Genomic DNA, 13,381 nt, shown 5'->3' with positions numbered 1-13,381 from the left:
CGCCGCTCCATGGCCCGTCAGGTCGAAGCCATGCTGACCCTGCAATCCCGCGGCGCCGCCACGCTCGATTACGGCAACAACATCCGCCAGATGGCGCTAGAAGAGGGGATCAAGAATGCCTTCGACTTCCCGGGCTTCGTGCCGGCCTATATCCGCCCGCTGTTCTGCGAGGGCATTGGCCCGTTCCGCTGGGTGGCGCTCTCCGGCGACCCGGAAGACATCTACAAGACCGATCAGAAAGTGAAAGAGCTGATCCCGGACGATCCCCACCTGCACAACTGGCTCGACATGGCCCGCGAGCGCATCGCCTTCCAGGGCCTGCCGGCGCGGATCTGCTGGGTCGGTGTCAAGGATCGGGTGCGCCTGGGCCTGGCCTTCAACGAGATGGTGAAGAATGGCGAGCTGAAGGCTCCGGTCGTCATCGGCCGTGACCACCTGGACTCCGGCTCGGTGGCGAGCCCGAACCGCGAGACCGAATCCATGATGGATGGTTCCGACGCCGTTTCCGACTGGCCGCTGCTCAACGCCCTGCTCAACACTGCCGGCGGCGCGACCTGGGTCTCCCTGCACCACGGTGGCGGTGTGGGCATGGGTTTCTCCCAGCACTCCGGCGTGGTGATCGTCTGTGACGGCACCGACGATGCCGCCAAGCGGGTCGGCCGCGTGCTGCGCAATGACCCGGCCACCGGGGTGATGCGTCACGCCGACGCCGGCTACGAGATTGCCATCAACTGTGCCCATGAGGCGAAACTGGATCTGCCGATGATAGACGCCACCGGCAAAGGGGTGAAATAAGATGTTCGAACTCAATCTGCAACCGGGCAAACTCTGCCTCGCCACCCTGCGCCGTGTCAGCCGCGAGCCGGTACACGTCAGCCTGGATCCGGCTGCCCTGGCGGGGATCCACGCCTCCGCCGCCGTGGTCACCAAGGTGATCGAGCAAAACCGGGTGGTGTACGGCATCAACACCGGCTTTGGCCTGCTGGCCAACACCCGCATTCCGGTGGAGCAGCTGGACGAGCTGCAGCGTTCCATCGTGCTCTCTCATGCGGCAGGGATTGGCGAGTACATGGATGACGCCACCGTGCGGTTGATGATGGTGCTCAAGGTCAACTCGCTCGCCCGTGGCTTCTCCGGCATCCGGCTGACGGTGCTCGAGGCCCTGATGACCCTTATCAACGCCGAGGTCTATCCGGTGGTGCCGAAGAAGGGCTCCGTCGGCGCCTCCGGCGATCTGGCGCCCCTGGCCCACATGAGCTGCCTGCTGATCGGTGAAGGCAAGGCCCGTCACAAGGGTGAGCTGATCGACGCCGCCACGGCCCTGAAGATTGCAGGACTGGAGCCCATCGCCCTGGCGCCGAAAGAGGGGCTGGCCCTGCTCAACGGCACCCAGGCGAGCACCGCCTTCGCGCTGGAAGGGCTGTTCCATGCCGAGGATCTCTACGCCGGTGCCATCACCATTGGTGCCATGAGCGTTGAAGCGGCGCTGGGCAGCCGCCGGCCGTTCGATGCCCGCATTCACGAAGTGCGCGGCCAGCGCGGCCAGATCGATGCGGCCGCCTGCTACCGCCACCTGCTCGTGGACGGCAGCGAGATCGGCATGTCCCACCACAACTGCGAGAAGGTGCAGGATCCTTACTCCCTGCGCTGTCAGCCCCAGGTGATGGGCGCCTGCCTGACCCAAATCCGTCAGGCCGCCGAGGTGCTGGTGTGCGAGGCCAACGCGGTCTCCGACAACCCCCTGGTGTTTGCCGAGGATGAGGAGATCATCTCCGGCGGCAACTTCCACGCAGAACCCGTGGCCTTTGCCGCCGACAACCTGGCCCTGGCCATCGCCGAGATCGGGTCGCTGTCCGAGCGGCGCATGGCGCTGCTCATCGACTCGCGCATGTCTGGCCTGCCGGCCTTCCTGGTGAACAACGGCGGGGTGAACTCCGGTTTCATGATCGCCCAGGTTACTTCGGCGGCCCTGGCCTCCGAGAACAAGACCCTGGCCCACCCGGCCTCGGTGGACAGCCTGCCCACCTCGGCGAACCAGGAGGACCACGTCTCCATGGCCACCTTCGCCGGTCGCCGGCTGGCGGACATGGCCGAGAACACCCGTGGCATCCTGGCGGTGGAACTGCTGGCAGCGGCCCAGGGGCTCGACTTCCGCGCTCCCCTGCGCTCCACCGAGCTCATCGAGCTGGCCAAGGGTCGTCTGCGGGAAGAGGTCAGCTTCTATGACAAGGACAGGTACTTTGCACCGGACATCGAGGCGGCGGCCGCCCTGCTGGGCCGTGCCAGCTACAACGACCTGATCCCGGCCGGGACTCTGCCCAGCCTCTGAATTGGAGCCTGAGTAACCATAAATAAGACCGCCCATGGGGCGGTCTTTTCATTTCCGTCTCCCGCGCCTCGCGTCGGGGCCATCGGAAGCGGGCAGCGCAGAGTGGCAGCAGACAAGCGCAGAGTGGCAGCAGACAGAGGCGGTGGCTTTATCCGTGTTCAAACATCCGGAACAGATAAACCACGAACAGCACCGGGGTGAGTGCTGGCAGCCTTATCCGTGTTCAAACATCAGGAACAGGTAAACGACAAACAGCACAAGATGGGTGGCGCCGTGCAGGGCGTGGGTGCGGCCGCTGCTGAAGGTCACTTTACAGACCATGAGGGTGGTGATGAGCAGCACCATGTCGGCAGGGGAGAGGCCCAGGCGCACTTCCTGCCCCATCAGGGAGCCGATGAAGAGCACGGAGGGTACCGTGAGGGCGATGGTGGCCAGCACGGAGCCGAAGTAGAGATTCATGGCCCGCTGCAACTGGTTGTTGAAGGCCGCCTTGATGGCGCCGACCGCTTCGGGAGCCAGCACGATACAGGCGACGATGAAACCACCCAGCGCCATCGGGGCTTCCATCACGTGCACCCCGTAGTTGATGGGGATGGCCAGGGTCTTGGCCAGCAGGATCACCACCACCAGGTAGGCGAGCAGCAAGAGGGTGTGATAGACGTTGCTCTGCAGCGGGCCGTGGTGATCCTCGAGATCCTCGTGATCGCTGTCGACGAAGAAGTGGCTGTGGCTGCGGGTCTGGATCAGCAGGAAGACACCATAGAGCAGGATGGAGATGATGATCAGCATCCATGACATGGCCTTGGAGAGGCTGCCCAGAGTGCCGCCCTGGGTGAAGTTCGGCAGGACCAGACAGAGCAGTGCCAGGGGAATGATGGCCACCAGATAGGATTTGACCCCGTCCAGATTGAAGTTCTGGGTGTGATAGCGCCAGCCGCCAAACAGCAGGGTGAAGCCCACCAGACCGTTGGTGACCAGCATCACCACCGCGAACATGGTGTCCCGGGCCATGGTGGGATTGGGATCGCCGGTCAGCATGACGGAGGAGATCATCACCACTTCCAGGGAGATGACCGAGAGGGTCAGGATCAGGGTACCGAAGGGTTCCCCGAGCTTGATGGCGAGGGCGTCAGAGTGACGCACGACGGAGAAGATGGCCCAGGTCACGATGGCAAGCAGGGCCAGCGACACCGGCAGGTAGACCGCAAGGGGGGTTGTCTCTGCCAGCAGGTCGCTCCCCAGGGTTTTGAAGAAGAGCAGGGTCAGCAGACCGGCAGGCAGAGCAATCTCTTGTCGGATAAAAGACTTCATAGGCAGTGGTTCTCATCTCGGGGCGGCCTCGGCCGACGGGGTATGGAGCGACTTGGTGCACCCAAGGTGCACAGACCCATGATAAGGGGAGATGCTCCTCATGCGGAGCATCATTTTGTTGCAAAGGGTGAGAGGCGGGGCAGATACCGCCTCAGTGCGGGTCGGAGGGGCTGGTTGTCTCGCCCTCTTGCCATGCCATCAGCCAGATCTTCAGTTTGCTCAGGGGCATGGGCTTGGCATAGACGTAGCCCTGGATCAGGTGGACTCCGTGGCGATACAGATAATCCACCTGCTCCTGGGTTTCGACCCCTTCGGCGATCATCTCCATGCCCGATTTGAGGCCGAAGGCGATGGTGGCATCCAGCACGCTGCGCTTGAGGTCGTCCGTGCCTATGGTATCCACGAACATCTTGTCGATCTTGATCTGGCGAATGCCGAGCCGTTGCAAGTAGGCAAAGCCGCCATAACCGGTGCCGAAGTCATCCAGCTTGAAGTGATAGCCCCTCTCCTGCAGGGCTGCGATCTCCGCCATGGCCCCCTGGATGTGCTTGATGGGATCCCGCTCGGTGAGTTCGAAGGTGAGGCGGGCCGGCGAGGGCCAGCCATGGCGCTGCAACTGGGTGCGCAGACGAGGCTGCTCGATATGGCCCGCCACCAGATTGACGCTGACCCACTGGTGCGGGGCCAGGACGGGGAGATCCGCCAGGATGCGCTCCAGCAGTTGATCCGTCATCGGCAGGATCAGCCCCTGCTCCTCCGCATAGGCGATGAAGGTGCCTGGCGACACCAGATCCCGTCCTCGCTGCCAGCGCAGCAAGGCCTCGAATCCCACCACCCTTCGGTTTCTGCTGTCCACTATGGGCTGATAGAAGGGGATGAACTCCCGCCGAGCCAGCCCTCTTTGCAGCAATCCTTTGAGGGAGCGCCGGTAGTTTCTAAGGCTCCAGTAGAGGGCCGCCAGCAGCGCCCCCAGCGCCCCGGCCGACCAGAGGCCATCACGGTGTATCTGTGAGCGGGCGTAGCGTTTCAGTGCCTCGCCAGCCCAGAGGGTCTGTTCCACCTGATGCTGGGGATCGAAACTGAGCAGCCGCATCGGGTGTGCCTCTTCTCGAATGTGCTTGTTGCCACGGGGGAAAAAGAGCCCGGACTGGGTCGGGTGCTTGTGGTTGAACTCCAGGTAGAAACAGTCGTTGCAGGGGGTGCGCAGCAGCTCATGGCTCCAGCTGCTGTCGAGTACCCAATAGGCCAGATTGCCGTTGCGCCTCGCATAGACCAGGGTTTCGCGTTCGGTATCGAACATGGGGGCCGTGCTGGATATATGAAAGTCGGGGGAGACCGGTATGCCGGCGTCGGCAAGCTGGGGGAGGGCGGGGCCCAGAGTGGAGCAGCCGCTCCCGTTGGCAAGCTGCAGGCCGGCCAGGCGAATATGGCGGTTGTAATACTGGGGTGAGCGCAGCAGCGCCATGTCTTTGGGGCCGCAATCGAAGGCAAAGTGGGCGAGTTGAGCGGGGACATCGTGATCCAGGAGCTGGTTGCGCTCCTGCTGGTAGTCGAGCAGAGCCCTTTCCTTTGTCTGCAACAGGTGGTGAGCCAGCTTGTCGCTCAACAGGGGGGTGAGCAACAGCATCAGCAGCGGGGGCACACAGAAGAGGCCCAGAGGAATCCATAACGGAGATCGTGCAGACATGGTGGGCATCCTTCTTCCATGAAATGAAACAACCCGATTGAGACTCAAGCATCATAGCATTAGCTGCATCGATTTGAGCCAAGTTGGTCACACTTGGAACAAAAACGATAATTAATTGATAAATAAAGGATATGGCTACACACCTGAACAAGATTCAATCGCTGACCTGTCATAAATGACAATTGTCCAGCTTATCTGAAGTGGCTAAAGTAGCGGTGCGGTTTGACTCACCGTGTGTTCAATACTCCTGTATCTATTTTTGTCAGTAGCACAGAGTGTTAGTTTTGATATGAGTGTTTCTTTTGGTCCCCGTTGTGGGACCATTTTTCTGTCCGCTCCTCAGCCTGTGTCCCCTCGTTCTCTCCCTTGATGCCTGTTTTGCGGCCCGCACAACGGCGCCGCATGACGCATCCGCCCGCTTATTTGCAGAAGCGGGATCTTCATCCATAGGCGGCGTTTGGTCTGGGCTGATACCATGATGCCCTATGGATGCTGTCGGCTACGGAAAGGCACATGAAACTGACCACTCAACTCGTCTCTTTTATTACGCTGTGCGTGATCTCGGCCATGGCCATGGTGATGCTCGGCGGGGTCTTCAGTTTCCGCCAGATGGGAATGGAGCTGCAGCAGAACCGGGTCGACTCCCTGGTAGAGATCATCGACAAGCAGCTCGGGGTGACCGATGACCAGCAAGCCCTTGCCCGCTGGCTGCCCTCCCTGTTGCGGGCCTCCCATGTGGTGGAGCTGGAGATCCGTCAGGACAAGCAGCGGGTCTACTGGTTTCGCGACGTGCAGCAGCAGACGGACGAGAGTCTGCTGATCGCCTACAGCGAGGCGATCCCCAATCAGGCCGGGATGCGGGCCGACTTCAAGCTGGACAGGCCGTTCAAGGAGTTCGAGTACTCCATGAAGGCGATGTTCGGCATCTCTCTGGGTATCTTCATCGTGGTGTTCGGGCTCTGGTACTCCATCCGCTGGCTCCGTCAGCAGTTGCGCGGTGCCGAGCTGCTGGCGGAGCGTGCCCAGCTGATCCTGGATGGCAAGCTGACCAAGCTGGCCCATGACCCTGCCGAGGAGTGGCCTGTCTCGGCCAGTCAGGCCCTCACCCATCTGCTGACCGAGCTGGCCGACGCCCGCAAGGAGCGCAGCCGCTTTGACAACTTCATCCGCAGCAACGCCTTCGTCGACAAGACGACGGGCATCGGCAACCGCCTCTTCTTCGACAACCGGCTGGAGAGCGCCATCATGGAGGCAAGCGTGATCAGCGGCGGTGTGCTGCTGATCGAGCTGGCCGGTCTGGAGGAGCTGGATCCCGAGCTGAGCGGGCGCCCGAGCCAGGAACTCCTGATGGAGGCGAGCGCCACCATCGCCGCCTTCGTGCGAAAGCACAGCGGAGCCCTGCAGGCGCGCTATGCCGGTCAGGTCTTTGCCGTGCTGCTGCCGAACATGTCAGAGAGCGAGATGGTGGACGGTGCCAGCCAGTTGCTCAAGAGTCTGCAGCGGCTGCACTGGCCCGAAGCGGTCAATGCCGACACCGCCGTCTATCTCGGTGCGGTCTGCTATCAGGCACAGGATTCCCTGCTCAAGGTGCAGGAAGAGGCGGAGCTGGCGCTCAAGAGCGCGCGCCTGCAAGGACACAGCGGCTGGTTCCTGTTCGAGAAATCCCTCAACGAGGAGGCGAGCAGCAAGGGAACGGTGCGCTGGCGCACCCTGATCAGCCGTCGCATCGAGGAGCAGGGCATCGACTTCTACGTCCAGCCTGTGCAGCAGGAGCGGGATCAGGTGGTGTTGCAGCAGGAGCTGCTCATCCGCCTTCACGACGAGCAGGGCCGGGAGCTGCAGGCGGGGGTCTTCATGCCCATGGCGGAGAAGGCCGGTCTGCTGCTGCCGCTGGACAGGCTGGTGGTGGCCCGAGCCTTGCGACTGCTGCGCCAGCGACCGGCATCGAGCTGCCCCATCAGCCTCTCTCTGTGCGCCCAGAACCTGCTCACCCGCGAGTTCCAGCGCGAGCTCTTCTTCGAGCTGTTCCAGTTGCCGCGCAGTACCAACGAGGGGTTGATCCTGCAGTTGTCGGAGTCCCAGGTGACCCGCCACTACGAAGCCCTCAAGCGGCCGCTTCGGGCGATGCGCATGCTGGGGTGCAGGCTTGCCATCGATCATGCGGGCCAGGACGTGGTGAGCACCCAGTACATCAAGGAGTTCGAGATCCACTTCCTCAAACTGCACCCCAGCCTGGTGCGGGAGATCCACCTGCGCCAGGTCAACCAGATGGCGGTACGCAGTCTGGTGGGGGGCTGTGCCAATACCCAGGCCCGGGTCATCGCGGTGGGGGTAGAGAGTGGGGACGAGTGGAAGATGCTGCGACACTTGGGCGTGCATGCCGGTCAAGGTCCCTGGTTTGCCGACCCCGAGCCCCTCAACCTGCTTGACTAGCGCCCCGGCCGGGGTGACAGGCGGCCCTGCTCCTCCAGGCCCGCCAGCCCCTGCAAGCCACCGGTGTGGATGAAGATGATCTTGCTGCCGCGCGCAATGCGGCCTGCCGCCAGTTCGCGAAACAGCCCCCACATCGCCTTGCCACTGTAGATGGGTTCCAGCGGCAAGCCGGTTTCGGCACTGAATGCCTGCACCCATTGCCAGAGTGCCGGACTGAACCTGGCATAGCCGCCATCGTGGTGATCCAGCGCAATGCGCCAGCCCGGAGTAGTGGCCGCTGCCGGATGCAACCGGCATACCTCGCCGGTGATGAAGTCGGCCCCCTTGAGCACCGCGATGGCCAGGATCTGCTCCTGCGCCCGCTTGCCCGCGATGAGCCCCGCCAGGGTGCCGCCGCTGGCGCAGGGCAGCACCCAGAGATCCGGCGAGAAGGGCACCTCGTCGACCAGCTCGGCCACCCCGGGGATGGCCAGCGGGCTGCTGCCTCCTTCCGGTACGAGCAGGGTGTCGTCATCCTCGAACCGGGCAAGCCATTCGGGATCCTGGCGCCGGCGATAGTCCTGCCGGTCGACAAAAACGAGATCCATACCCCAGCCTTTGGCCGCTTTCAGGGTGGGATTGCTGACGGTATCCCCTTCACCGCGTATGATGCCCGTGGTACGCACTCCCAGTCTGAGTCCTGCTGCGGCCAGGGCGTGGATGTGATTGGAGTAGGCGCCGCCAAAGGAGAGGATGTGGCCCTTGCCCAGCATCTGTGCCTGTTGCAGATGGTATTTGAGCTTTCGCCACTTGTTGCCGGAGAGGGTCGGGTGGATCAGATCATCCCGCTTGCACCAGAGCGTGACGTCATGGGCGGCCAGCAGAGGATGCCGGATCCGGTGCAGGGGGGAGGGGAGCTGAAGGGGAGCCATGGGATCGTCTCCCGTGGGTGCCAGCGTGGCCGTCGATGCGTCGTTTGTCATAAAGTTGGAGGCTAATAGCCTGTTTATGTTAAGGTTTAGTCCGTTTTACGCGGCCAGATGAAGATCCAGATGAAGTCACTGTTCAGGCGTTCTCCCTCCAGCCATCAGGTCGGGATCCTGCTGGCCAGCGATCGCATTCTGCTGGCCTGCGTGGACCCCGTTCCCGTGTTTGCCAGCCAGCCTGTCAACGGCCCCCACGACTGGTCCAAGGCCCTGGCCGAGCTGTTTTCCCGGCACGGTCTGGCCAAGTCTAAGGTGCGGGTGGCCCTCGCGGCCAGCCTTTATCAGCAGATCCAGATCGACAAGCCCGCCGTCCCCGATGCCGAGATGGCGGGGGCCCTGCCCTGGGCCATCAAGGATTTCGTCAACGAGCCGGTGTTGCAGCTCGCCATGGATTATGTGGACCTGCCGACGCCCCCTGCCGGGCGTCCGCGCATCAACGTTGTCTGCATGCCCAAGAGCCGGGTGCAGCAGGTGGCGGATGCGGTCAACGGCGCGGCGACCCTGGAGGCCATCGTCAGTGACGAGCTGGCCATGACGGCCCTCTACGAGGCGGACCAGATGGTGCGCATGCTGCTCTGGCAACCCCGGGGGCAGGAGCTGCAACTGCTGGTCTTCCATCGGGGTGGACTCTGTTTCTCCCGCCAGTTGCGCGGATTTGCGAGCCTCACCGGCAGCCATGAGCCAGATGCCGACCAGCTCGACGCGCTGGCGCTGGAGATCCAGCGATCCATCGATTATCTGGCCGGCCATCTCAAGCTGCCCGAGCCCGGCCAGTTGCAATTGGCCATCGCCTCCTCCGCCATGGGGGTACTGGTGCGTCACCTGGAACAGACATTCGGTTTCCCGGTGTCGGCCATGGCAAACAAGGCGGTATTGGCGGGAGTCGAATACCTCAGTGCCTATGGCGCGGCCCTGGGCAGGAGCGACTGATGAAACACCATATCAACCTCTATGGCGCCGAATTCCGGCCAAGACGCCTGTGGGCCAGCCTGCCCCAGATGGCGTCGGTCTGGGGCGGCGTCCTGGTGCTGCTGCTGGGGGCCACCCTCTTCTATGGCTGGCAACAGCAGGGCCTCGATCGTGAATTGGCTGGCGTGCGGGCACAGCTCGACGTGCAGCGCGGCGAGGCCAGGCGTCTCGATGCGGAGCTGGCGCGCCATCTGGCGAATGCAGACTTGCAGCGGCAACTGGCCGACAAGCGGGAAGAGCTGGGGGCGAAACAGGCGCTGATGCAGCAGCTTGGCCACCTCTCCCTGCAAAAATCCCAGGGCTATGCGGGGGTGATGGCGGGCCTTGCCCGCCTGCGGGATCCCCGTCTCTCCCTGCAACGGATCGAAATAAGCGACGGGCGCATCAACCTCGCGGGCGTGGCCGAACGCAGTCAGGACGTGCCCGCCTGGGTGAACCGCTTCAAGCAGACCCCCTCCCTGGCGGGCAAGCAGTTTGGCGAGCTCACCCTGAGTCGGGACAAGGAGGGCCAGCTTGCCTTCCAGCTCAGTGGCATAGCGCGGGAGACTCCCTGATGGACATGAAGGCACAATGGCAGGGATGGGCGCAGCAGATCGCAGCCCTCAGCCTGCGTGAGCGGATCCTCATTCTGTTGACCGGGGTCGTGCTGCTCGGGGCCATGGGCATCTATGGCTGGCTGGATGACGCCGACACCCGGCTGGGCCAGGATCGGCTGGCCTTGGCTGCGGCGCAGCGGGATCTGGAGATCCTGACTCTGGAAAACCAGGGCAAGCAGGCCAGGCTGGGGCGGGATCCCAATGCCCAGGTACGCGAGCAGCTCGCCGGTGTCGAGACCACTCTGCGCCAGATGGATGCCGAGCTGCTGGCTCAGACGGTGGATCTGATCCCCGCCCACGAAATGCCCGCTGTGCTGGAAGCCCTGTTGTCCCGCTCCGCCAATCTGCATATGCTGGCGCTCACCTCCCTCAAGCCCGAGCCGCTGATGGCCGGGGAGCATAAGGTGAACCTGTTCAGGCACGGCATCCGGCTTCAGCTGGAGGGCGGCTATTTCGATGTCTACCAGTACCTGAAAGCGCTCGAAGCCCTGCCTCGGCACTTCTACTGGAAGGGCTTTGACTACCGGGTGGTCGAGCATCCCAAGGCGGCGGTGGCGATGGAGATCTACACCCTCAGCACCAGCAAGGAGTTCATCCGTGGTTAAGCGGCATGTCGGCGGGACGGGATCCCGCATTTTTGCCTTCCCATCCTGGCGCTGGCTGGCCCTGTGGGGGAGCCTGCTCGCGCTGCAGGCCCAGGCCGAGGTGCTGCAGGATCCCACCATGCCCCTGGCGGGATCCGGCTCGGCGGCGAGTGTCGCCAAGGAGGCCGGTCTGCCCAGGTTGCAGAGCGTCATCCTGGGGAGCGGGCCCGCCCTGGCGGTGCTCGACGGTCAAAGCTACCGGGTCGGCCAGCAGGTCAACGGATTCCGGCTGGTGGGGATCAGCGCCGACAGCGTGGTGCTGGAAAAAGCGGGCAAACGCCAGACACTGACCCTGTTTGGCAGCAAGATCCGGATGTGAAGTGGGTGTCGCACGGGATGGTGCGGGCCAGGTTTGTCGAGTTTCATAGCGAGTCAGGTGCACGAATAACATGAAAAAACACCCTTTTTGTCTGCTTCCCCTCGCGCTGGCGGTGGCGGGTTGCACTACCTATCGTCACCCCGAGCCGGTACAGGCCAAAGATGCACTCAAGCAGGCGATGAGCGAGCAGAGCCCGACCGCCCCCCTGACTTCCCTGCCGCCCTCGGTGCAGAGCGAGCTGTTGCAGCTCAATCGTCCCCAGCAGCCGATGACCATTCCCGAGAAGCGGATGCGCATCGCGGCCCATGACGTGGACGCGGTGGAGTTCTTCGGCTCCCTGTTCAAGGGCTCCCGCTACAGCGTGGCGGTCCATCCCGGTGTGGCGGGCGTCATTTCGGTAGAGCTCAAGGACGTGACCCTGCAGGAGGCGCTGGCGACCGTCGGCGACATGTACGGCTTCGACGTACAGCGCAAGGGCAACGTGTTCCACGTCTATCCCGCCGGTCTGCGCACCGAGACCATTCCGGTCAACTACCTGATGATGGCCCGGCGCGGTCTCTCCCGTACCTCGGTGAGCACAGGCGGGGTGACGGCCAACGACAACAACAATGGCAATAACAACAACTTCGACAACGGCCTGAACAACAGTGGCAACAACAACAGCCAGGGCAACACCGCCAGCGGTGACAACAACACCAACAGCAACGGCACCCGCATCGAGACGGACAGCAACAACGACTACTGGACCGATCTGCGGGATGCCCTGCAGACCCTGATCGGCACAGGGGAAGGGCGGGCCGTCATCACCAGTCCCCAGGCGGGCCTGGTCACGGTGCGTGCCTATCCCAAGGAGCTCAAGGCGGTGCGCGAGTTCCTGGACCAGTCCGGCGAACACCTCAAGCGCCAGGTGGTGCTGGAGGCGCGGATCCTGGAAGTGTCCCTCAACGAGGGTTACGAGCAGGGGGTGGACTGGAGCGGCCTCTCCGCAAGCTGGGACGGCGGCAAGGGCATCACGGGGGGCGGCTCCCTGCTGGACAGCCCCATCGCTTCGACCCCCAACCAGATCTTCCGGGCTCTGGGGGGCGGCGCCGGCTTCACCATCTCTGATGGCAACTTCAACGTCGCGGTCAGCCTGCTCAAGACCCAGGGGGACGTGAACACCCTCTCCAGCCCGCGCGTGACGGCCACCAACAACCAGAAAGCGGTGATCAAGGTGGGGACGGACGAATACTTCGTCACCAATGCCTCGACCACCACCACCACCTCGGGGACTTCGGCCCCCATCGTCACCCCGAACGTGGAGCTGACCCCCTTCTTCTCGGGGATAGCCCTGGACGTGACGCCCCAGATCGACGAACAGGGCAAGGTATTGCTGCATATCCACCCCTCCGTCATCGACACCGAAGAGCAGAGCAAGACCATCAACGTCGGCACCGCCGATCCCCTGGTGTTGCCGCTGGCCAAGAGCTCCATCCGCGAGTCCGATACCGTGGTGCAGGCCAACAATGGGGACATCATCGTCATCGGTGGTCTGATGAAGACCGACAGGCAGGAGATTGTCAGCAAGGTGCCCCTGCTGGGTGACATCCCCTGGGTCGGCGAGGCCTTCACCAACCGCCGGGAGAGCAACCGCAAGGTGGAGCTGGTGATCCTGCTCAAGCCCACCGTGGTGGAAAAAGACACCTGGCAGAAAGAGCTGCAACGCTCCTCCGAGCTGCTCGACAAATGGTATCCCCCCAAGGGCTGATCCGGGATGACGCGCCTGTTGAGCACTCCTTCTCCCATGTGGCGGCGCCTCCCGGCTGCCGCCAGTCTGCCCTGCCCGACGGCGGTGGCGCCATGTCGCTGATCCGGGGCTGTCTGCGGCTGCGCGCCCGGGACTCTGGCCGGGAGGGTGCATGTATCTGAGTCACTTCGGACTGCGGGAGGCTCCCTTCGGCCTGACCCCGAACACCGGTTTCTATTACGGCCTGCCCCCCCACGAGGAGGCCATGCAGGTGCTCAACTGGGCGCTTTCCCAGGGGGAGGGGTTCATCAAGGTGACCGGCGAAGTCGGCACCGGCAAGACCCTGCTCTGTCGCAAACTGCTGAGCGAGCTCGGCTCCGAGGCCTGCCCGGTGCGACTGTG

General features: G+C 63.4%; 12 protein-coding genes. 9 read left to right on the top strand and 3 right to left on the bottom strand.

From position 1 onward, the window contains the following. Positions 1–795, top strand: a 795-nt coding sequence (gene hutU / locus AACR77_RS06115) for a urocanate hydratase (protein WP_042880379.1), incomplete at its 5' end; no start/stop codon positions are given. Position 796: 1 nt separating this feature from the next. Then, on the top strand, positions 797–2,329 hold the full coding sequence (hutH, locus tag AACR77_RS06110; protein ID WP_010672611.1) for a histidine ammonia-lyase: 1,533 nt from the start codon (positions 797–799) through the stop codon (positions 2,327–2,329). Positions 2,330–2,542: 213 nt separating this feature from the next. Here the strand turns inward: hutH and AACR77_RS06105 are convergent, their stop codons facing one another. Continuing rightward, a complete protein-coding gene (locus AACR77_RS06105; protein ID WP_010672612.1) occupies positions 2,543–3,640 on the bottom strand; it encodes a calcium:proton antiporter in 1,098 nt (365 codons plus the stop codon). Positions 3,641–3,791: 151 nt separating this feature from the next. Then, on the bottom strand, positions 3,792–5,327 hold the full coding sequence (locus AACR77_RS06100; RefSeq protein WP_042880385.1) for an EAL domain-containing protein: 1,536 nt from the start codon (positions 5,325–5,327) through the stop codon (positions 3,792–3,794). A 513-nt stretch (positions 5,328–5,840) separates the two neighbouring features. Between AACR77_RS06100 and AACR77_RS06095 the strand changes: the two genes are divergently transcribed. Beyond that, the gene (locus tag AACR77_RS06095; RefSeq protein ID WP_042015305.1) at positions 5,841–7,760 is read left to right on the top strand and encodes an EAL domain-containing protein; all 1,920 of its coding nucleotides are present in this window, start codon (positions 5,841–5,843) and stop codon (positions 7,758–7,760) included. Here the strand turns inward: AACR77_RS06095 and AACR77_RS06090 are convergent. Continuing rightward, on the bottom strand, positions 7,757–8,671 hold the full coding sequence (locus tag AACR77_RS06090) for a 1-aminocyclopropane-1-carboxylate deaminase/D-cysteine desulfhydrase (protein WP_052224786.1): 915 nt from the start codon (positions 8,669–8,671) through the stop codon (positions 7,757–7,759). The two genes, AACR77_RS06095 and AACR77_RS06090, sit on opposite strands and share 4 nt — an antisense overlap. A gap of 120 nt (positions 8,672–8,791) precedes the next feature. Between AACR77_RS06090 and AACR77_RS06085 the strand changes: the two genes are divergently transcribed. The 6 genes from AACR77_RS06085 to AACR77_RS06060 all read left to right on the top strand — a co-directional run. Next, a complete protein-coding gene (locus AACR77_RS06085) occupies positions 8,792–9,655 on the top strand; it encodes a hypothetical protein (protein WP_041214302.1) in 864 nt (287 codons plus the stop codon). Further along, entirely contained in the window at positions 9,655–10,248 is a 594-nt protein-coding gene (locus tag AACR77_RS06080; RefSeq protein WP_042880377.1) for a PilN domain-containing protein, read from the top strand. The genes AACR77_RS06085 and AACR77_RS06080 overlap by 1 nt, the downstream gene beginning before the upstream one ends. Further along, the gene (locus AACR77_RS06075) at positions 10,248–10,895 is read left to right on the top strand and encodes an MSHA biogenesis protein MshJ (RefSeq protein WP_042880375.1); all 648 of its coding nucleotides are present in this window, start codon (positions 10,248–10,250) and stop codon (positions 10,893–10,895) included. Before AACR77_RS06080 ends, AACR77_RS06075 begins: the two co-directional genes overlap by 1 nt. Positions 10,896–10,923: 28 nt before the next feature. Then, positions 10,924–11,253 carry a SctD/MshK family protein gene (locus tag AACR77_RS06070; protein WP_048209253.1) on the top strand — a complete coding sequence of 110 codons (330 nt, stop codon included), beginning with the start codon at positions 10,924–10,926 and terminating at the stop codon, positions 11,251–11,253. Between the two features lie 70 nt (positions 11,254–11,323). Continuing rightward, complete coding sequence (mshL, locus tag AACR77_RS06065) at positions 11,324–13,000, top strand: pilus (MSHA type) biogenesis protein MshL (protein WP_042880373.1); 1,677 nt, start codon at positions 11,324–11,326, stop codon at positions 12,998–13,000. A 151-nt stretch (positions 13,001–13,151) separates the two neighbouring features. Continuing rightward, positions 13,152–13,381 (top strand): AAA family ATPase (locus tag AACR77_RS06060; protein ID WP_042880371.1); only part of this gene is annotated, 230 nt, incomplete at its 3' end.

Source organism: Aeromonas sp. ZOR0002 (genome assembly GCF_963866995.1).
Taxonomy (GTDB): domain Bacteria; phylum Pseudomonadota; class Gammaproteobacteria; order Enterobacterales; family Aeromonadaceae; genus Aeromonas; species Aeromonas caviae.
The sequence above is the reverse complement of the archived record's forward strand: the minus strand, read 5'-3'. Positions and strand labels throughout refer to the sequence as shown.

Excerpts from the sequence above, each read along its gene's own strand:
- hutH (WP_010672611.1), top strand. The coding sequence starts at position 797 with ATGTTCGAACTCAATCTGCAACCGGGCAAACTCTGCCTCGCCACCCTG.
- AACR77_RS06105 (WP_010672612.1), bottom strand. The coding sequence starts at position 3,640 with ATGAAGTCTTTTATCCGACAAGAGATTGCTCTGCCTGCCGGTCTGCTG.
- AACR77_RS06100 (WP_042880385.1), bottom strand. The coding sequence starts at position 5,327 with ATGTCTGCACGATCTCCGTTATGGATTCCTCTGGGCCTCTTCTGTGTG.
- AACR77_RS06095 (WP_042015305.1), top strand. The coding sequence starts at position 5,841 with ATGAAACTGACCACTCAACTCGTCTCTTTTATTACGCTGTGCGTGATC.
- AACR77_RS06090 (WP_052224786.1), bottom strand. The coding sequence starts at position 8,671 with ATGGCTCCCCTTCAGCTCCCCTCCCCCCTGCACCGGATCCGGCATCCT.
- AACR77_RS06085 (WP_041214302.1), top strand. The coding sequence starts at position 8,792 with ATGAAGTCACTGTTCAGGCGTTCTCCCTCCAGCCATCAGGTCGGGATC.
- AACR77_RS06080 (WP_042880377.1), top strand. The coding sequence starts at position 9,655 with ATGAAACACCATATCAACCTCTATGGCGCCGAATTCCGGCCAAGACGC.
- AACR77_RS06075 (WP_042880375.1), top strand. The coding sequence starts at position 10,248 with ATGGACATGAAGGCACAATGGCAGGGATGGGCGCAGCAGATCGCAGCC.
- mshL (WP_042880373.1), top strand. The coding sequence starts at position 11,324 with ATGAAAAAACACCCTTTTTGTCTGCTTCCCCTCGCGCTGGCGGTGGCG.